This window comes from Herbiconiux sp. VKM Ac-2851 (assembly GCF_013205105.1).
GTDB lineage: Bacteria > Actinomycetota > Actinomycetes > Actinomycetales > Microbacteriaceae > Herbiconiux > Herbiconiux flava.
Map to the genome: position 1 here is coordinate 925,005 of NZ_JABMLJ010000002.1, position 18,183 is coordinate 943,187.

15 protein-coding genes are annotated in these 18,183 nt (G+C 70.5%); 10 read left to right on the forward strand and 5 right to left on the reverse strand.

The window, feature by feature from the left end; translation table 11 throughout:
* Positions 1–41: 41 nt before the first annotated feature.
* The 3 genes from HQQ85_RS10990 to HQQ85_RS11000 are packed head-to-tail and all read right to left on the reverse strand — an operon-like array spanning position 42 to position 3,300.
* Entirely contained in the window at positions 42–1,043 is a 1,002-nt protein-coding gene (locus HQQ85_RS10990) for a sugar phosphate isomerase/epimerase (RefSeq protein WP_173182523.1), read from the reverse strand.
* Positions 1,040–2,200, reverse strand: a complete 1,161-nt coding sequence (locus tag HQQ85_RS10995) for a Gfo/Idh/MocA family protein (protein WP_173182931.1) — start codon at positions 2,198–2,200, stop codon at positions 1,040–1,042. Before HQQ85_RS10995 ends, HQQ85_RS10990 begins: the two co-directional genes overlap by 4 nt.
* Positions 2,201–2,244: 44 nt before the next feature.
* Complete coding sequence (locus HQQ85_RS11000; RefSeq protein ID WP_173182524.1) at positions 2,245–3,300, reverse strand: substrate-binding domain-containing protein; 1,056 nt, start codon at positions 3,298–3,300, stop codon at positions 2,245–2,247.
* 103 nt (positions 3,301–3,403) lie between these two features.
* Here HQQ85_RS11000 and HQQ85_RS11005 point away from each other — a divergent pair, with 103 nt between their 5' ends.
* The 4 genes from HQQ85_RS11005 (at position 3,404) to HQQ85_RS11020 (ending at position 7,124) form a co-directional block, all read left to right on the forward strand.
* Complete coding sequence (locus tag HQQ85_RS11005) at positions 3,404–4,879, forward strand: sugar ABC transporter ATP-binding protein (RefSeq protein ID WP_254069312.1); 1,476 nt, start codon at positions 3,404–3,406, stop codon at positions 4,877–4,879.
* Positions 4,876–5,931 (forward strand): ABC transporter permease, encoded by a 1,056-nt coding sequence (locus tag HQQ85_RS11010; protein ID WP_173182526.1) that lies wholly within the window; start codon positions 4,876–4,878, stop codon positions 5,929–5,931. The genes HQQ85_RS11005 and HQQ85_RS11010 overlap by 4 nt, the downstream gene beginning before the upstream one ends.
* Positions 5,932–6,010: 79 nt before the next feature.
* On the forward strand, positions 6,011–6,655 hold the full coding sequence (locus tag HQQ85_RS11015; protein WP_173182932.1) for a DUF222 domain-containing protein: 645 nt from the start codon (positions 6,011–6,013) through the stop codon (positions 6,653–6,655).
* Entirely contained in the window at positions 6,576–7,124 is a 549-nt protein-coding gene (locus tag HQQ85_RS11020) for a DUF222 domain-containing protein (RefSeq protein WP_371741888.1), read from the forward strand. Before HQQ85_RS11015 ends, HQQ85_RS11020 begins: the two co-directional genes overlap by 80 nt.
* A gap of 43 nt (positions 7,125–7,167) precedes the next feature.
* Here the strand turns inward: HQQ85_RS11020 and HQQ85_RS11025 are convergent, their stop codons facing one another.
* Positions 7,168–7,557: a DUF1304 domain-containing protein gene (locus tag HQQ85_RS11025; protein WP_173182527.1), complete on the reverse strand. Its 390-nt coding sequence runs from the start codon at positions 7,555–7,557 to the stop codon at positions 7,168–7,170.
* 52 nt (positions 7,558–7,609) lie between these two features.
* Here HQQ85_RS11025 and HQQ85_RS11030 point away from each other — a divergent pair, with 52 nt between their 5' ends.
* Positions 7,610–8,467 carry an NAD(P)-dependent oxidoreductase gene (locus HQQ85_RS11030; RefSeq protein ID WP_173182528.1) on the forward strand — a complete coding sequence of 286 codons (858 nt, stop codon included), beginning with the start codon at positions 7,610–7,612 and terminating at the stop codon, positions 8,465–8,467.
* Between the two features lie 38 nt (positions 8,468–8,505).
* On the opposite strand, the gene HQQ85_RS11035 is transcribed toward HQQ85_RS11030, so the two are convergent.
* A complete protein-coding gene (locus tag HQQ85_RS11035) occupies positions 8,506–9,975 on the reverse strand; it encodes an amino acid permease (RefSeq protein WP_173182529.1) in 1,470 nt (489 codons plus the stop codon).
* Between the two features lie 122 nt (positions 9,976–10,097).
* On the opposite strand from HQQ85_RS11035, the gene HQQ85_RS11040 reads away from it, so the two are divergent.
* The 5 genes from HQQ85_RS11040 (at position 10,098) to HQQ85_RS11060 (ending at position 18,167) form a co-directional block, all read left to right on the forward strand.
* Positions 10,098–10,679 (forward strand): TetR/AcrR family transcriptional regulator, encoded by a 582-nt coding sequence (locus tag HQQ85_RS11040; RefSeq protein WP_173182530.1) that lies wholly within the window; start codon positions 10,098–10,100, stop codon positions 10,677–10,679.
* 62 nt (positions 10,680–10,741) lie between these two features.
* Positions 10,742–13,774, forward strand: a complete 3,033-nt coding sequence (locus HQQ85_RS11045; protein ID WP_173182531.1) for an MMPL family transporter — start codon at positions 10,742–10,744, stop codon at positions 13,772–13,774.
* Positions 13,771–15,828: a YhgE/Pip domain-containing protein gene (locus tag HQQ85_RS11050; RefSeq protein ID WP_173182532.1), complete on the forward strand. Its 2,058-nt coding sequence runs from the start codon at positions 13,771–13,773 to the stop codon at positions 15,826–15,828. Before HQQ85_RS11045 ends, HQQ85_RS11050 begins: the two co-directional genes overlap by 4 nt.
* Positions 15,829–15,906: 78 nt before the next feature.
* Positions 15,907–17,151, forward strand: coding sequence for a CynX/NimT family MFS transporter (locus HQQ85_RS11055; protein WP_173182533.1), 1,245 nt, complete (start codon positions 15,907–15,909; stop codon positions 17,149–17,151).
* 92 nt (positions 17,152–17,243) lie between these two features.
* The gene (locus HQQ85_RS11060; protein WP_173182534.1) at positions 17,244–18,167 is read left to right on the forward strand and encodes an LLM class F420-dependent oxidoreductase; all 924 of its coding nucleotides are present in this window, start codon (positions 17,244–17,246) and stop codon (positions 18,165–18,167) included.
* Positions 18,168–18,183 lie beyond the last annotated feature (16 nt).

The following is an 18,183-nucleotide window of genomic DNA, read 5'->3' on the forward strand; positions in this document are numbered from 1 at the left end:
CGTGGGGCGGAGGGATGCGCGAGCACCCCTCCGCGGCCGCCTCAGCGGGTGCTGAAGGCGGCGTCGAACGAAGCGCTCGGTGCCTCGAAAGCCAGCTTCTTCACGAACTCCAGCGCTTCGGGAGCGCCGACGAGCCGGTCCATGCCGGCGTCCTCCCACTCCACCGAGATGGGGCCGGTGTAGCCGATCGAGTTGAGCGCCCGGAAGCTCTTCTCCCAGGGCACGTCGCCATGCCCGGTCGAGACGAAGTCCCAGCCGCGCCGCAGGTCGGCCCAGGCGAGGTGCGAGCCGAGCCGCCCGTTGCGGCCGTTGCCGGTGTTCATCTTCACGTCCTTGCAGTCCACGTGGTAGATGCGGTCGGCGAACTCGAGGATGAACGACACCGGGTCGAGCTCCTGCCAGACGAAGTGCGACGGATCCCAGTTCAGGCCGAACGCCTCCCGGTGGCCGATGGCCTCCAGGGTGCGCACGGTCGTCCAGTAGTCGTACGCGATCTCGCTCGGGTGCACCTCGTGGGCGAACCGCACCCCCACCTCGTCGAAGACGTCGAGGACCGGGTTCCACCGGTCGGCGAAGTCCTGGTAGCCCGCGTCGACGAGCTCCTGCGAGACGGGCGGGAACATCGCCACGTACTTCCAGATGCTCGACCCCGTGAACCCCACGACGGTCTTCACCCCGAGGGCGGCGGCGAGCCGGGCGGTGTTCTTCATCTCCTCGGCGGCGCGCTGCCTCACGCCCTCCGGGTCGCCGTCGCCCCACACGACGTCGGGGAGGATGTCGCGGTGGCGCGCGTCGATCGGATCGTCGCACACCGCCTGGCCCTTGAGGTGGTTCGAGATGGCGTGCACCTCGAGCCCGTGCCGCTTCAGCAGGTCGAGCTTGCCCTCGACGTAGCCCGGCTCGTCCCAGCGCCACGGGTCGAGGTGGTCGCCCCAGCAGGCGAGCTCGAGCCCGTCGTAGCCCCAGGAGGCCGCCAGCCGGGCGACCTCCTCGAGCGGCAGGTCGGCCCACTGGCCGGTGAACAGGGTGATCGGTCTGGTCATGCGTACTCCTCCGTCTCGGCCAGCGCCGTCCAGGCGCTGCCGTTCTGCGAGCTCAGTTCCACGGCCTCGAGCGCCCGCTGCACCTGGAGCCCGTCGTCGAACGAGGGCCGGGGCTGCTCGCCCCGCGCGATCGCGTCGACGAGGTCGCGCACCTGGTGCGAGAACCCGTGCTCGTACCCGATCAGGTGGCCGCTCGGCCACCAGGCCTCCATGTACGGATGCTCGGGCTCGGTCACCAGGATGGTCGAGAACCCGCGCGTGGCGGGGTCGGCCGTTCCGTCGTAGAACTGCAGCGCGTTCAGGTTCTCGAGGTCGAACGACAGCGCACCGAGCGATCCGGAGACCTCGAAGCGCAGCGCGTTCTTGCGTCCGGTGCTGAACCGGCTCGCCTCGAAGCCGCCGAGCACCCCGTCGTCGAAGCGCCCGGTGAACAGGGCGCGGTCGTCGACCGTGACGGTCGCCGTGCCGACGCCCGCGGTGCCGCTCAGGCCGTGCGACTCGGCGAGCACCGGACGCTCGGTGACGAGCGTCTCGAGGGTGCCGCTGACCGACACGAGCTGCCGGCCGGTGACGTACTGCGCGAGGTCGATCGCGTGGGCGCCGATGTCGCCGAGCGCCCCCGAGCCGGCCTGCTCCTTGTCGAGCCGCCAGGTGAACGGGGCGAGCGGATCGACCAGCCAGTCCTGCAGGTACGAGACGCTGAGCTGGCGAACCGTGCCGATGCGCCCGGCCGCGATCAGATCGCGGGCGAGGGTCGCGGCCGGCACCCGGCGGTAGGTGAAGCCCACCATGGCGAAGACGCCCCGGGAGGCGGCGCGGGCGGCGGCGTCCGCCATCGCCCGCGCCTCCTCGACGGAGTTCGCCAGGGGCTTCTCGCAGAGCACGTGCTTTCCCGCCTCGAGCGCGGCGATCGCGATCTCGGCGTGCGACCAGCCCGGCGTGACGATGTCGACGAGGTCGACGTCGTCACGCTCGAGCACGGAGCGCCAGTCGTCCGACGACTCCGCCCAGCCCCAGCGGGCGGCGGCGCCGGCCGCACGGCCGGCGTCGCGCCCCACGAGCACGCTCATGCGCGGCTCGAGCGGGAGGTCGAAGAAGCGGGGCGCGACGCGCCAGGCCTGGGAGTGGGCCGCGCCCATGAAGCCGTTGCCGACCATGGCGACCCGCAGTGGGGGAGAGGATCCCGTCACGGCGCCCGCTCCTACGACTCGAACGCGCTGGGCAGGTAGACCTCGACGTTCTCCTTGGTCACCACCGGTGCGTACAGCTGGATCTTGCGGGGGACGGAGGACTCGACGAGGTCGCTCATGCCCTTCTCCTGCACGACCAGACGGGCCAGTGCGATGCCGTCGGCGGCCTGCGTCGACGGGTAGATGACCGTGGCCTTCAGCACCGTGTCGTCGGCCTGGATCGAGCGCATCACGTTCGCCGAGCCGGCGCCGCCGACCATGAAGAACTCGTCGCGGCCGGCCGCGTCGATCGCGGCGAGCACGCCGACGCCCTGGTCGTCGTCGTGGTTCCAGATGGCGTCGATCTTCGGAGCGGCCGAGAGCAGCTGGGAGGCCGCGGCCTCTCCGCCCTGCACGGTGAAGTCGGCGGCGACGCGGTTGGACACGTCGAGACCGCAGTCGTCGAGTGCGTCGGCGAAGCCCTTGCTGCGCTCCTGCGTCAGCGGCAGGCTGTCGATGCCGGCGATCTCGGCGACCACCGCATCCTTCTTGCCGTCGAGCTGCTCGCAGATGTAGGTGCCGGCACTGACGCCCATGCCGTAGTTGTCGCCGAGCACCGTGGTGCGGGCGGCGAAGGTGCTGGAGAACTCGCGGTCGACGTTGATGACGGGGATGCCCGCGTTCATCGCCTTGATCGCGACGTCGGTCAGGGCGGCGCCGTCGGTCGGCAGCAGCACGATCGCGTCGACCTTGTCGTTGATGAAGGTCTCGACCTGGCTGATCTGCAGGTTCGCGTCGTTGGTGCCCTCCGCGACGACGAGGTCGACGTCGGAGTACTTCTCGGCCTCGGCGATGGCGGCGGTGTTGATGGCGCCGAGCCAGCCGTGGTCGGCGGCGGGGCCGGAGAAGCCGATGGTGATCGTGTCACCCGTGGCCGCGTTGTCCTCCACCGTGGTGTCGGCGGCCGGTTCGGCCGCTCCACCGGAGTCGGGGGTGCCGGCGGTGCAGCCGGTGAGCAGTCCGATCACGGCGAGGGAGGCCCCCGACGCGATCGCGATCCGCGGCCACAGTCTCTGTGTTGATTGCATGTCTGCCTCCTGGGCGGTCGTCATTGACGATCCACACAGTAGCAGTTATGTTGATGAAGTGATCAAAGTCGACCATAAAACGTCATTACTCGAGGTGAGGGCGTTGACCAAGGCCTTCGCGGGCGTCCGCGCCCTCGACGGCGTGGAGCTGACGGTGCTTCCCGGCGAGGTGCACTGCGTGCTCGGGCAGAACGGCGCGGGCAAGTCCACGCTCATCAAGACCCTCTCGGGCGTGAACCAGCCCGACTCGGGCGAGATCCGCTGGAACGGGGAGCCGGTGTCGATCGCCGACCCGGTCGCCGCCATCCAGCTCGGCATCGCGACGATGTACCAGGAGCTCGACGTCGTCGACGGCCTGACCGTGGCCGAGAACATCTTCCTCGGCCACGAGCACGCCCGGGCCGGGGTGACGGAGCGGCGGCGGAGCGCGAAGGAGGCCGCCGCCCTGATGGCGCGGCTCGGGCATCCGCAGATCTCGCCCTCGCGCGAGGTCGGCTCGCTCTCGGCTGCGAACAAGCAGATCGTGAGCATGGCCCGGGCGCTCAGCCACGACGCCAAGCTGATCGTGATGGACGAGCCCTCGGCCGTGCTCGACTCCGAGGAGGTGAAGAACCTCTTCCGGGTGGTGCGGGAGCTGACCGCCGCCGGAATCGCCGTGATCTACATCTCGCACCGGCTCGAGGAGATCCGCGAGATCGGCGACCGCATCACGGTGATCAAGGACGGGCGCACGATGGCCACGTCGCTGCCGGTGGCGACCACGCCGACCGCCGAGCTGATCACGCTGATGACCGGCCGCACCGTCGAGAACGTCTTCCCGCCGGCGCCCGGGGTGCCCGCCGAGGCGCCGGTGGTGCTGTCGGTGCAGGGGCTCGGGCTCGCGGGGGTCTTCTCCGACGTGAGCTTCGAGGTGCGGGCCGGCGAGATAGTGGGGCTCGCCGGCCTGGTCGGCTCGGGCCGTTCCGAGATCGTCGAGACGCTGTACGGGGCGCGCAAGGCGACCGCCGGCACGGTCGAGGTCGACGGGCGGCGGCTGCCCGCCGGCTCCGTGCGGGCCGGGGTGCACGCGGGCATGGGGCTCTCGCCCGAGGAGCGCAAGAGCCAGGGGCTCATCCTCGACGAGCCCGTGTACCGCAACGTCACCCTCGCGAGCTTCACCCGCTGGGCCAAGCTCGGCTTCCTCGACGAGCGGGCCGAGCGCCGGGTCGCGCGGGAGCAGCTCGACGCGCTCGAGCTGCGGCCCGCCGACCCCGACCGTCCCGCACGAACGCTCTCGGGCGGCAACCAGCAGAAGCTGCTGCTCGCCCGCTGGCTCGTGCACGGCACGCGCATCCTGCTGCTCGACGAGCCCACCCGGGGCGTCGATGTGGGAGCGCGCGCCGAGATCTACGCACTGATCCGCCGCCTGGCGGAGAAGGGCACCGCCATCGTCGTCATCTCCAGCGAGATCGACGAGGTGCTCGGTCTCTCCGACCGGGTGCTCGTCGTGGCCGAGGGCCGCGTCATCCACACCAGCCGAGCCGACGACATCGACGAGCACGGCGTTCTCGATCTCGTGATGAAAGGAACCGCCGCATGAGCGAGCAGAACTCCGCCGCCACCCTCGCCGGGCCGCCGCCCACGGGCGGCCAGACGCCCACCGACAAGACCCCGAGTGCGATCGGGCGGATGCTCGGGGGGTCGGCCGGGCGCAGCCTCGGCCTCGTCATCGCGCTGCTGGCGCTGTTCGTGGTGGGCACCATCACCGCGGGCGACCGCTTCGCCAGCTTCGAGAACGTGCTGACGATCATCCGCTTCGCCTCGATCATCGGGGTGATTAGCATCGGCATGACCTTCGTGATCACGGCGGGCGGCATCGACCTATCGGTGGGCTCGGTGATGGGGCTCGCCACCGTGGTCGCGACGCTGTCGTGGGTGCAGGACTTCGCGAGCTCGACCAGCTGGATCGTGATGGTGATCGTGGCGCTCGCCGTGGGTGCCGGGGCGGGGCTGATCAACGGGATCGTGATCGCCTACGGGAACGTGGTGGCGTTCATCGCCACCCTCGCGATGCTCGTCGCCGCCCGCGGTCTCGCGGAGGTGCTGGCCAACCGCACGACGCAGATCGTGAAGGAGCAGGGCTTCCTCTCGGCGATGCGCGGCGACCTGATCGGGGTGCCGATCCTGATCTGGATCTTCGTGATCGTCGTGATCGCCGGCTGGTTCCTGCTGAACCGCACGACCTTCGGCCGTCGCACGGTCGCCATCGGTGGCAACCTCGAGGCCGCGCGGCTCGCGGGCATCAAGGTGAAGCGCCACATCATGTACGTCTACGTGCTGGCCGGGCTGACCGCCGGCATCGCGGCCGTGATGATGCTGGCCCGCACGACGGCGGGCACCTCGACGCACGGAACGCTCTACGAGCTCGACGCCATCGCGGCGGTCGTCGTCGGCGGCACGCTGCTCGTAGGCGGTCGCGGCACGATCATGGGCACGGTGCTCGGTGTGCTGATCTTCTCGACGCTGACCAACGTGTTCACGCAGAACAACCTGTCGACATCGGTGCAGGCCATCGCGAAGGGCGCGATCATCGTGGCGGCGGTCATGCTGCAGCAGCGGCTCGCGAACCGCAGCCGGTCGCGCAAACCGTAGGTCGCCACGAGATCGCCGCCGAGCTGTGCCGCGATTCCGTGGCGGTCGAGGCCGGTCTGGTCGTTGACGAGCTGCTCGAATTGATGACGGCCTACGAGGTCGTCGGGCGGGCAAGGCGCGGCTCAAGCTTGGGCGCACGCTGCGGGGCGCGGTACTGCTGGGTGGGGGCGAGGGGCCTGCGCCGTTCCCGGTCGTGGCCCGCGTGCTCGATCGGGGTGCGCTCGGGGTGGAGGCGGCGACCACGATCGTGAAGCAGTGTGGGGTGCTCGCCGACCGTGGATGCTCGGCCGACGTCGTGGCCCTCGCCGAGGAGACCCTCGTCGATCAGACCCTCTCGTGCCGGCTGACCGCGGATGAGACGTTTCGGGCTGCGATCCATCTGCGCGAAGTGCTCGACCCTGATGGGGCCGAACCGCGCGACGAGGTGCTGCAGATGCAGCGATCACTGACGATCGCGCAATCGTCGGATGGGATGTACCGCGGTAAGTTCGCGCTCACCCCGGAGCAGGGTGGAGTGTGGCTGTCGACCATCCGGGCGATGCAGAGCCCACGTGTGACGTGGCCGCGTTTCGTCGACGGTGACGAGTACGTGATCGCTGATGGCCGCTCAGGCGCAGAAGAACGCCGACACCGTCACAGAGCTGATTGCCCGCGCGGCCGGCGCCGACGACATGCCCCGCATCAACGGAGCAACCACCGTGAATGTGCACATGACCCTCGATGACCTCTTGGCGGGGCGGGGTGTCGGGTGGATCGACGGTCTCGACGAACCCGTTCCCGCCTCCACCGTGGCGCAGCTGCGGTGCTCATCGCCGGTCGCGGCGACGCTCTTCGGTGACAAGGGCGAAGTGCTCTACCACGGCAAAGCCAAGCGCCTCTTCACCGCGGCGCAGAACCGGGCACTAGCCGCCCGCGACGGTGGATGCGTGTGGCCCAGTTGCGACCGACCGCCCTCGTTCTGCGAGACACATCACGCGAACGAATGGGTGTCGGACGATCATCCGCCGGGAAGAACCGACATCGACAACGGCGTCCTTCTCTGCCACTTCCATCATTCCCACCTGCACAAATCACCGTGGAAATTGACCATGCACGAGGGTGTGCCTCATCTGATTCCGCCGAGGTGGGTCGACACGGAGCAGAAGCCGATCCCGACCACCCGTCGACGCACGATCCAGCGACCCGCCGCCTAGCCCGCTTGCCCGAGATGGGCGTGGCTGGGTCGGAGAGGTAGGGCTAGGCCACCAGGGCGATGATGAGGGTCACGACACCGATGAGGGGCGCGATGCCCTGGATGCTCGCGGGCCGCAGGTTGCGGCGGCCGGTGGAGATGAGCACTGCGGCCGCCAGCACCATCGAGAGCCCGGCGAAGAGCGCGATCGCCGCACCCGCCGGCACCGCGCCCGCCCAGTACATGATGACGCCGAGCACGACGCCGACCGCGAGGAAGAGGTTGTAGAAGCCCTGGTTGTAGGCCAGCGGTGCGGTGGTGTCGGCGTCGGCCTGCGAGGCGAGGCCGAAGATCTTCCAGGTGGCCGGGTGCCGCCAGCGGAGGCTCTCCAGAACGAAGATGTAGACGTGGATGAGCCCCGCGAGAACGAGGAAGACGGATGCGACGACGGCCATGCGGTCAGCTTAGGGTTGGAACCGGCATCCGCCTGCTCACGAAGGAGAGAACATGACCCGAGTCGTCGTCACCGGAGGAAGCGGGAAGCTGGGCCGCGCGGTCGTCACGCACCTGCTCGACAGCGGCTACGAGGTCGTGAACCTCGACCAGCGGCCGGGGTCGGATGCGCGGGCCCTGTTCGTGCAGACCGACCTGACCGACTACGGCCAGGTGCTGCAGTGCCTCACGAGCGTCGACGACCGCTATGACGGGGTGGATGCGCTCGTGCACCTCGCCGCGATCCCGGCGCCCGGGCTCCGGCCCAACTCGGCGATCTTCGCCAACAACGTGCCGGCGAGCTACAACGTCTTCGCCGCCGCGAAGGCCGCGGGGATCGACAACGTCGTCTGGGCCTCGAGCGAGACCGTGCTCGGCCTGCCGTTCCTGGAGAACCCGCCGCCCTCCTTCCCGGTCGACGAGGAGTACCCGGTACGCCCGTCGACGACCTACTCCCTCGGCAAGGCCGTCGAGGAGGAGATGGCTCGGCACTTCACGCGCTGGAACCCGAACCTCAAGCTGATCGGCCTGCGCTTCTCGAACGTCATGGACGTCGAGGACTATGCCGCCTTCCCCGCCTTCGAGCAGGCACCCGAGAGCCGCTCCTGGAACTCCTGGGGCTACATCGACGCCCGCGACGGCGCGCAGGCTGTGCGGCTCGCGCTGGAGAGCACCCTCACCGGCTTCGAGGCCTTCATCATCGCCGCCGCCGACACCGTCATGACGACGCCCTCGGCCGAGCTCGCGGCGCGCTTCTTCCCCGAGGTGCCGTTCAGTCGCGAGGTGACCGGCACCGAGACGCTGCTCGGCATCGACAAGGCGCGGCGCATGCTCTGGTTCGAGCCGAAGCACTCCTGGCGCGACCACGTCTGACCGCGTCTGACCGCGCCTGACCGAGCCGGGCCGGCGCCTCACTCGTTCGGGCGGTTCGCCACCGTCGGGTAGGCGCCGGTGTACCCGTCGCGCTCCTTCGCGATGGCCAGGATGCGGTCGCGGTAGACGTACCAGCCCACTATCAGCAGCGGGACGATGATCACCAATGAGGCGATCGTGAAGGTGCCGGCCGGGTAGTCGAACGCCATCAGCACGAGCACCGCGACGAGGAACACCAGCGTCAGGTACGAGGTGAACGGCGCCCCGAACAGCCGGAACTTCGGGCGCGTGTACAGGCCCTGATCGGCCAGCTTCTTGAACTTCATCTGGCAGAGCACGATGGTGCCCCAGCTCGACACGATGCCGAGCGCCGAGACGTTCAGCACGATCTCGAAGGCCTGCGCCGGCACCACGAAGTTGAGGCCGACGCCGAGCAGCGCGACGGCCGAGGTGAGCAGGATGCCGCCGAACGGCACCCCGCGCTTGCTGATCCGGCCGGTGAACTTCGGGGCGGCACCCGCCGTCGACATCGAGTGCAGGATGCGCCCGGTCGAGTACAGGCCCGCGTTCAGGCTCGACAGGGCCGCCGTGAGCACCACGAAGTTCATCGCCGATCCGGCGATCGCGGCCACCGTCGGATTGCCGATGCTGGAGAAGAAGGTGACGAACGGGCTCTCGGTGGCCGAGTAGCTCGCGGCGGGCAGGAGCAGCGCGAGCAGCAGCACCGAACCGCAGTAGAACACCGCGATGCGGAAGACGACGCTGTTGATGGCGCGGGGCATGATCTTCTCGGGGTTCGCGGTCTCGCCGGCGGCGGTGCCGACGAGCTCCACGCCCGCGTAGGCGAACACGACGCCCTGGATCATCACGACCGCCACCACGAGGGTGTTGATGCCGTCGGGGAACAGTCCGCCCTCGGCCGCGATCATCGGGATGCCCGTGATGCCCTGATCGGTCGGGAACGCGAAGGCGAGGAACACGACGCCGATGATCAGGAACGCCACGAGCGCCGTGACCTTGAACAGCGCGAACCAGAACTCCATCTCGCCGAAGACCTTCACCGAGATCATGTTCGCGCCGAGCACGATCGCGAGCGCGATCAGCGCCAGCAGCCACTGCGGCACGTCGGTGAACAGGCTCCAGTACTGCACGTACACGGCGACGGCCGTTGAATCGACGATCGCCGTCATCGCCCAGTTCAGGAAGTACAGCCAGCCCGAGACGTAGGCGGCCTTCTCACCGTAGAACTCGCGGGCGTAGCTGACGAACGAGCCCGACGACGGCCGGTGCAGCACCAGCTCCCCGAGAGCCCGGAGGATGAGGAAGGCGAAGAAGCCGCAGACGGCGTAGTCGATCACCAGCAGCGGCCCGGCCTCGTGCAGGCGGCCGCCCGCTCCGAGGAAGAGCCCCGTGCCGATCGCGCCGCCGATGGCGATCATCTGGAGCTGCCGCGGCTTCAGCGTCTTGTGGTACCCCGCCTGCTCGTCGGCGAATCGCTCGTTGCTCATGGCATGACGCTAGTGCTGTCAAGGCCCTCCGGTATCGGGGCGCGGGGACGAAGCTGGAAGGACACCGCCAATCTGACCGATCGTGCAGGCACTGACCGATCGGTCAGGATACTCTCGAGGTCATGCCCATCCAGCCCATCGCCCGCGTCCAGAACGACGTCGGCGCCGAGCTGCGCGGCATCGCCCTGCAGATGTTCGCCGAGAACGGCTATGCCGGCACGAGCCTGCAGCAGATCGCCGACGCGGCGGGCTACTCGAAGTCGAGCGTGCTCTACCACTTCGGCTCGAAGGAGTCGCTCTTCGACGCCGCCCTCCGGCCTGCCGTCGAGCAGCTCTCGCTGTTCCTCGACTCCATCGTCGAGAAGCTGATGGCCGACGACCGCCGCGACGGCTTCGTCACCGAGTTCATCGACCTGCTGCTCGAGCACCGCCTCGCGGCGCACATCATCATCAACCAGGGTCAGACCCTGTCCGACATCGTGGTGATCGACGAGGCCCGCGGCCTGATCGACCGCATCGGCGAGTCGTTCATGGTCGGTCTGCCCACCCCGGCGCAGCGCATCCGTCTGGGTGTCGCCCTCGCCGGAGCCGCGTACGTGATGGTCGCCTCGCGACCGAGCGTCGCCGAGATCGAAGACGTCGCCGAGGTCAGGGAGGCCCTCATCGACGTCGTTACCGAGCTCATCACCCCGCTGTCCCGCTGACCACACCTGCTGCACCCGCCGCACCGCTTCATCACCGACCCGCTGACCCGAGGAGCCCTCCCGTGGCAACACTGCTCTACCGCATCGGCCGCTTCGCCTACCGTCGCGCCTGGTACGTCGTGATCGGCTGGGTGCTCGTGCTCGGCGCGATCCTCGGCGGCGGCCTCGCCCTCGGCGGCCAGACCCAGGAGAGCTTCACCATCCCGGGCACCGAGTCGCAGCAGGCGATCGACAAGCTCGACACCCTCTTCCCCCAGGCGGCGGGCGCGGGCGCGACGATGGTCGTCTCCGCCCCCGACGGGCAGAACGTGAACGACGACCCGGTGAAGCAGGAGATCTCCGACGTCGCCGACGGCATCACCGACCTCGACCAGGTCGCGAGCGTCGTCTCGCCGTACTCCGAGTACGCCACCGACGCGATCTCCGAGGACGGCACGACCGCCCTGATCAAGGTGCAGTTCGACGGACCCGCGACCGACGTGAAGGACTCCTCGCTCGACGCGCTCGAGGATGCCGGGCAGAAGCTCGTCGACGAGGGCCTGACCGTCTCGTACACCGGCGAGGTGTTCCAGTCGACCGGGTTCGGCCTCACCATCACCGAGGTGTTCGGTGTCGTGTTCGCCTTCGTCGTGCTGCTCGTCACCTTCGGCTCACTGCTGACGGCGGGCCTGCCACTGCTGTCGGCCCTGATCGGCGTGGGCGTCGCCATGGGCGGCATCACGCTGGCCGCCGCCTTCACCACCGTCTCGAGCACCGCACCGACGCTGGCGGTGATGATCGGCCTGGCGGTCGGCATCGACTACGCCCTGTTCATCCTGTCCCGGCACCGGACGCAGCTCGCGCTCGGGATGGATCCGGAGGAGTCGGCCGCGCGCTCGGTCGCCACCGCCGGCGCCGCCGTCGTGTTCGCCGGCCTGACCGTCATCATCGCGCTGCTCGGCCTGCTGGTCGTCGGCATCCCGTTCCTGTCGGTGATGGGCGTCGCCGCCGCGTTCGCCGTGCTCGCGGCGGTCTGCATCGCCATGACCCTGCTGCCGGCGATCATGGGGATCGCCCGCGGCAAGCTCGTGCCCAAGGCCGGGTCGAGAGCGGCCCGGCGGGCGATCGCCGCCAACGAGCACGGCCACGAGGATGCGGAGGGACGCGCATCCGGAGCCCCCGTCTCGAACAGCTCGGGCGACGCCCCGGCGGCGGCACCGGCGACAAAGCGCGCCAAGCCCTCGCTCGGCGGGCGCTGGGTGGCCCTCGTGATGAAGGCGCCGATCGTGTTCATCGTGCTCGTCGTAGGGCTGCTCGGGGCCGCGTCGATCCCGGCCGCGAGCCTCGACCTCAACCTGCCGACCGCGGCCTCGCAGCCCGAGGGCTCGACCACCCGCACGGCCTACGACACCATCGCCGAGAAGTTCGGCGAGGGCAGCAACGGCACCGTCGTGGTGGTGGCCGACATCACGCAGACCACCGACATCCAGAACGACCTCGCGGGCATCCGCTCGGATCTCGAGGCGGTCGACGGCGTCGCCTCGGTGGGCCAGGGCCTGCCCGACCAGACGCTCGACACCGCCATCTTCCAGGTCGTGCCGACGACCGCGCCCGACTCGCCCGAGACCAAGGAGCTCGTGCAGCGGCTGCGCGACCTGAAGGGCGAGATCGAGGACCAGTACGACGTGCCGATCACCGTCAGCGGCCAGACCGCGGTCGCGATCGACGTCTCGACGCAGCTGACCAACGCGCTGCTGCCGTTCGGGGTGCTCGTGGTCGGGCTGTCGATCATCCTGCTGGCCATGGTGTTCCGATCGATCGCGGTGCCGATCAAGGCGGCCCTCGGCTTCCTGCTCACGGTGGGGGCGTCGTTCGGCGTCACGGTCGCGGTGTTCCAGGACGGCTTCGCGGCCGATCTGCTGAACGTCGAGTCGACCGGGCCGATCATCAGCTTCCTGCCGATCCTCTTGATGGCCATCCTGTTCGGGCTCGCCATGGACTACGAGGTGTTCCTGGTCTCGGGCATGCGCGAGGAGTTCGTCAAGACGGGGGATGCCCGCCGAGCCGTGCGGATCGGCTTCCAGAACGGCGCGCGCGTCGTCACCGCGGCCGCACTGATCATGTTCTTCGTCTTCTTCGCCTTCGTGCCCGAGGGGGAGGGGCCGATCAAGGCCATCGCCCTGGCGCTCGCCGTCGGTGTCTTCGTCGACGCGTTCCTCGTGCGCATGACCCTGGTGCCCGCCGTGATGACCCTGCTCGGCCGGCACGCCTGGTACCTGCCGAGGTGGCTCGGCCGCATCCTGCCGAACGTCGACGTCGAGGGGGAGAGCCTGCGCGAGCACCTCGACGAGGCGTCCTGGGCGTCGAAGCAGTCGGCGGCCATCGACGCCTCCGAGCTCGTGGTCGACGGCGCGGGCGGGCCGCACAGCTTCTCGGTGCCCGCCGGCAGCCTCGCCGTGGTCACCGGCGACACCGCGACCCGGCGCCTCGTCGGAGCGGCGATCGCCGGCCGCATCGCGCCGTCGGTCGGGCGACTGCAGGTGCTCGGCCACGGCCTGCCCTCCGAGAGCGGCGACGTGGCCCGCCGGGTCACGCTGGTCGACCTCGACTCGCGCCGGCTCGACTCCACCGTCACCGTCGGCGACGCGCTGAACGAGCGGCTCGCTCTGGGCTCGCCCTGGTTCCGTCGCGACAAGCACGCTGCCTCGCGCCTCGTCGGGCGGGTCAACTCCTCGCTCGCGGCGGCCGGCGGCGGCGAGGCGCCGATCGACGTGCACCGCACACTCGGCGAGCTGTCGCCGCTCGCGCTCTCGCTGGTCACCGTCGCCCTCGGCGTGGCCGACGGTGCGCCGCTCGTGGTCGTCGACGCGGGTGACGGCGAGTTCGCGCATCCGTCGGGCACCGCCTTCGTGGCCGCCGTCGCGGGCATCGCCGACCCCGGCACCACCCTGCTGCTCGGCCTCTCGGCGGCCCCCGCCGCGCACGCCTCGAGTGTCGGCACGGCCCTCGGCGACCGGATGCTCGGCCGCATCGACCTGGGCTCACACCCCTCCCCCTCCTCCCTCGGCACCGCCTCCGCGGACCCGGCCTCGGCCGTGAAAGGACTCTCGCGATGAGCACCTCGACCTCCTCCACCCCCACGCCGCGCGCCAAGCGGCGCACCCGCATCGCCCTGATCGTGCTCGCGGCCGTCGCGGTGGCGCTCACCCCGCTCGCGGTCAACGGACTGTTCGCGGGAGCCCTCTCGAACGCCGACACGAACCTCACGCAGGTGCCGGCGGCGATCGTGAACAACGACAAGCTGGTCACGACCACCGCCGCCGACGGCACCGAATCGGTGAACTTCGCAGGACGCGGGCTCGTCACCGAGCTCACCGGGCCTGGGGAGAGCGGCTTCGGCTGGGAGCTGACGAACTCGGAGCAGGCGGAGGAGGGGCTGAAGGACGGCACGTACTACGCGGTGCTGACCATCCCCGAGGACTTCTCGGCCACCCTGAACACCCTCGCGACGCCCGACCCGAAGGCCGGGCTGATCGACATCCAGACCGACGACTCGCACGGGTACCTCTCGGGCATCCTGGCCTCGACCGTCGCGTCGGCGGTGCAGGCCGGCTTCGGCCAGACCGTCACCGCGCAGGTCGTGAACGGCGTCTACACGAGCTTCGGCACGCTCGGCACGAGCCTCTCCGACGCCGCCTCGGGCGCCTCCCAGCTCGGCACGGGCGCCGACGGCCTCGCCACGGGCGCCACCCAGCTCGCCGACGGGCTGAACCAGCTCTCGACCGGCGCCGCTTCGGCGGCGACCGGTGCGACGCAGCTGTCGGACGGGCTCGGGCAGCTGTCGACGGGGGCGGCCACCGCTGCGAGTGGGGCGACGGAGTTCAGCTCGGGGGTAGGGCAGTTCACCGGAGGGGTGTCGGGTCTGGCGGAGGGGCTGACCACGCTCTCGACCGAGACCGACGGTCTCAGCCAGGTCGGTCCCCTCATCACCACCTACACCACCGGGGTGACCGACTCGGCGGAGGGCGCAGCCGCGCTGCTCACAGCCGTCCAAGCCGATCCGACCGTGCCGGCGTACGTCTCCAAGGGTCTGGCGGGTATCTCGACGGGGCTCACCGGCCTCGACCAGCTGAGCGCCCCCATCGCGGCGACCGGCGCCGGGCTGCCGGGACTCGCCTCGGGCATCGACGACGCGGCTGCGGGTGCGAACACCCTCGCGGCCAACGGCCCGGCCCTCGCGACCGGCGCCTCGGGCCTCGCCGACGGGGTGAACCAGCTCTCGGCCGGGCTGGCGCAGACCGCGCCGGGCGCCGCCGAGCTCGCCAGCGGCGTGGGCCAGCTGTCCACCGGTCTGGCGCAGACCGTGCCGGGTGCGCAGCAGCTCGCGAGCGGGGCGACCCAGCTGGGCGACGGCGCCGAGGAGCTGTCGAGCGGGCTGAGCACCGGGGCGACGCAGCTGACCGATCAGGCGCCGAGCGACTCGGAGGCGGCCGCGAAGGTCGCCGCGGCGCCCGTGGACGTCGACGTGTCGACCGCGAACCAGGTGAACAGCATCGGGCAGGTCGTGTCGACCATCCTGCTGCCGACCGCCCTGTGGATCGGCGCGCTCGCCCTGTTCCTCTGGCTGCGGCCGTTCTCGCGGCAGGTGCTGGCGTCCTCGGTGCCGACCGGGCGGCTGACCCGCCGCACTTTCGCGATCGCCGGTGGGCTCGCCGCCGCACAGACGCTGATCGTGGTGCTGTTCATCCACATCGCCCTCGGCGTCGAGTGGGCGTCGTTCCCGGCGACCCTCGGGTTCTCGCTACTGGTCGCGCTCGCCTTCACGGCCTTCCACCAGCTGCTGAGCACCGCGTTCGGCCGCATCGGATCCGTGATCTCGCTCGTGCTGCTGGCCCTGCAGCTGGCTTCGACGGGCGGGCTCTATCCGGTCGAGATCCTCTCGCCGCCGTTCCAGGCGATCAGCGCCGTGACGCCGTTGAGCTACGCGGTGGCGGGCATCCAGGCCATCCTCACCGGAGGGTCGGCGAGCACCGTGCTCTCGGCCGCGGTGGTCATGGTCGTCATGCTGCTGCTCAGTCTCGCTCTGTCGCAGGCGGCCCTCGCCCGGCGTCGGCGACCCGACACGATCGGCTGGATCGTGCCGCAGCGGGCACGGGCGGTGACCGCGTAGCGCCTTGTCGCGCATCCGCTCGCCCTGCTCTGGAACGCCGGGCGGGCGGGCCGCCGCACCGCGCGTAGCATGGACGGGATGACCCGTTCAGTGCGCTCCGGCTTCCCCTGGCTGCTCGTCACCGGGATCGTCGCGATCGGGTTCATCCTGCGCGGGCCGATCGTGGCCGTCGCCCCGATCACCCCCGAGATCAGCGGCGACCTCGCGCTGAACGCGGCCCAGGCCGGGCTGCTGACCAGCCTGCCGGTGCTCTGCTTCGCGCTCGTGACGCCGTTCGCGTCGATGTTCATCGGCCGCGCCGGGGCGAACCTGGCGACCACGGTGGCGATCCTCGGCGTGGGGATCGGCTCGATCGTGCGCTCGGCGGGCGGCGCCGAGGCGACCTTCACCGGCACGATCATCATGGGTGCCTTCATCACGATCGGCAACGTGGTGATCCCGGTGATCATCCGCCGCGACGTGCCGACCGCGCGGGTGGGCATCGTCACCGGCGCGTACACCTCGGCCATGAACGTCAGTTCGATGATCACCTCGCTCGCCACCGTGCCGCTCTCGGCGGCGTTCGGCTGGCGCGGCGCCCTGCTCGCCTGGACCGGCTTCGTCGTCATCGCCGCCGTGTTCTGGCTGGTCGCGGTCGGGCCGCGCGCCGCCGTGAAGTGGGGGCCGCTGAAGCCCGCGGTCGAGACCGGGGCGGTCGACACGGTCGCGGTCGACACCCGGGGCATCCCGGTGGCTCCGGCCGAGCCGCGCACCTGGCGCAATCTCTCGGCGGTGCTGCTCGCGCTGGCCTTTGCCGGGCAGGCCTTCTCGTACTACGGACTGACCGCGTGGTTCCCGAGCATCCTGCAGCAGGAGGTCGGATACTCGGCCGCCGCCGCGGGCACCAGCTCGTCGATCTTCCAGATCGCGGCCGTCGTGGGGGCCCTCGGCGTTCCTCTGCTCGCACAGCGGCTGGGCATCCCGCGCACCTTCATCGGGGTGGCGGTGCTCTGGGTGACCTTCCCGCTCGGACTGATGCTGGCCCCGGAGGCGTGGCTCGCCTGGGGCTTCCTCGGCGGCGTCGCGCAGGGCGGCGGCATCACGATCGTGTTCATGCTGGTCGTGCAGCTCTCGCTGACCGGCACCCACGCGCGACGGCTCTCGGCGATGGTGCAGGGCGTCGGCTACGCGCTCGGCGCGACGGCGCCGGCCCTCGTCGGAGCGGTACACGACGCCACCGGCGCCTGGACGCTGCCGATCGCGGTCGTGCTCGGCGCCACCCTCGTGTTCGCGGTCGCCGGCCTGCTCGGGGCCCTGCGCGCGACAGGCCCGCGGCGACGCTGACCTCGGCGGCGCTGACCTGGGTGGCGCTGACCTGGGCTGCGGCGGGCTGCCCGAGCGGTCCAGAGCGACGGATGCGCGCCTAGGCTGGTTCCGTGGACTTCAGAATCTTCACCGAACCGCAGCAGGGCGCGAGCTACGACGAGCTCCTGGCCGTCGCCAAGGCGACGGAGGAGCTCGGCTTCGACGCCTTCTTCCGCTCCGACCACTACCTCCGGATGGGCGACGGCGACCCGGGCTACGGGCCGACCGACGCGTGGACGACGCTCGCCGGGCTCGCCCGCGAGACCAGCCGCATCCGGCTCGGCACGCTGGTGTCGAGTGTGACGTACCGGTACCCGGGCATCCTCGCGATCCAGGTCGCACAGGTCGACGCGATGTCGGGCGGGCGCGCCGAGCTGGGGCTCGGCACCGGATGGTTCGCCGAGGAGCACCGGGCCTACGGCATCCCGTTCCCGCCGAAGCGGTTCGACCTGCTCGAGGAGCAGCTCGAGATCGTGACCGGGCTCTGGTCGACGCCGGCCGGTTCCACCTACTCGTTCTCGGGGGCGCATTACACGCTCGAGGACTCGCCCGCGCTGCCGAAGCCGGTGCAGTCGCCGGTGCCCGTGATCGTCGGCGGCAAGGGGGCGAAGCGCACGCCGCTGCTCGCGGCCCGCTTCGCGACGGAGTTCAACATCCCGTTCCCCGACCCGGGCACCACGCCGGAGCTCATCGCGGGCGTGCGGTCGGCGTGCGAGTCGGTCGGGCGCGATCCCGACTCGCTCGTGTACTCGGCGGCGCTCGTGGTGGCGACGGGGTCGTCGGAGGCGTCGTTCCGGGCACGGGCCGCGGCGATCGGGCGCGAGCCCGCGGAGCTGCGCGAGAACGGGCTGGCCGGGTCGGCCGCCGAGGTCGTCGACAAGCTCGGCGCCCTGCGCGCCGAGGGGGTCACGCGGGTCTACCTGCAGGTGCTCGACCTGGCAGACCTCGACCACCTCGACTTCATCGCCCGTGAGATCGTGCCGCAGCTGGGCTGATCCCGCGGCGTTCGAG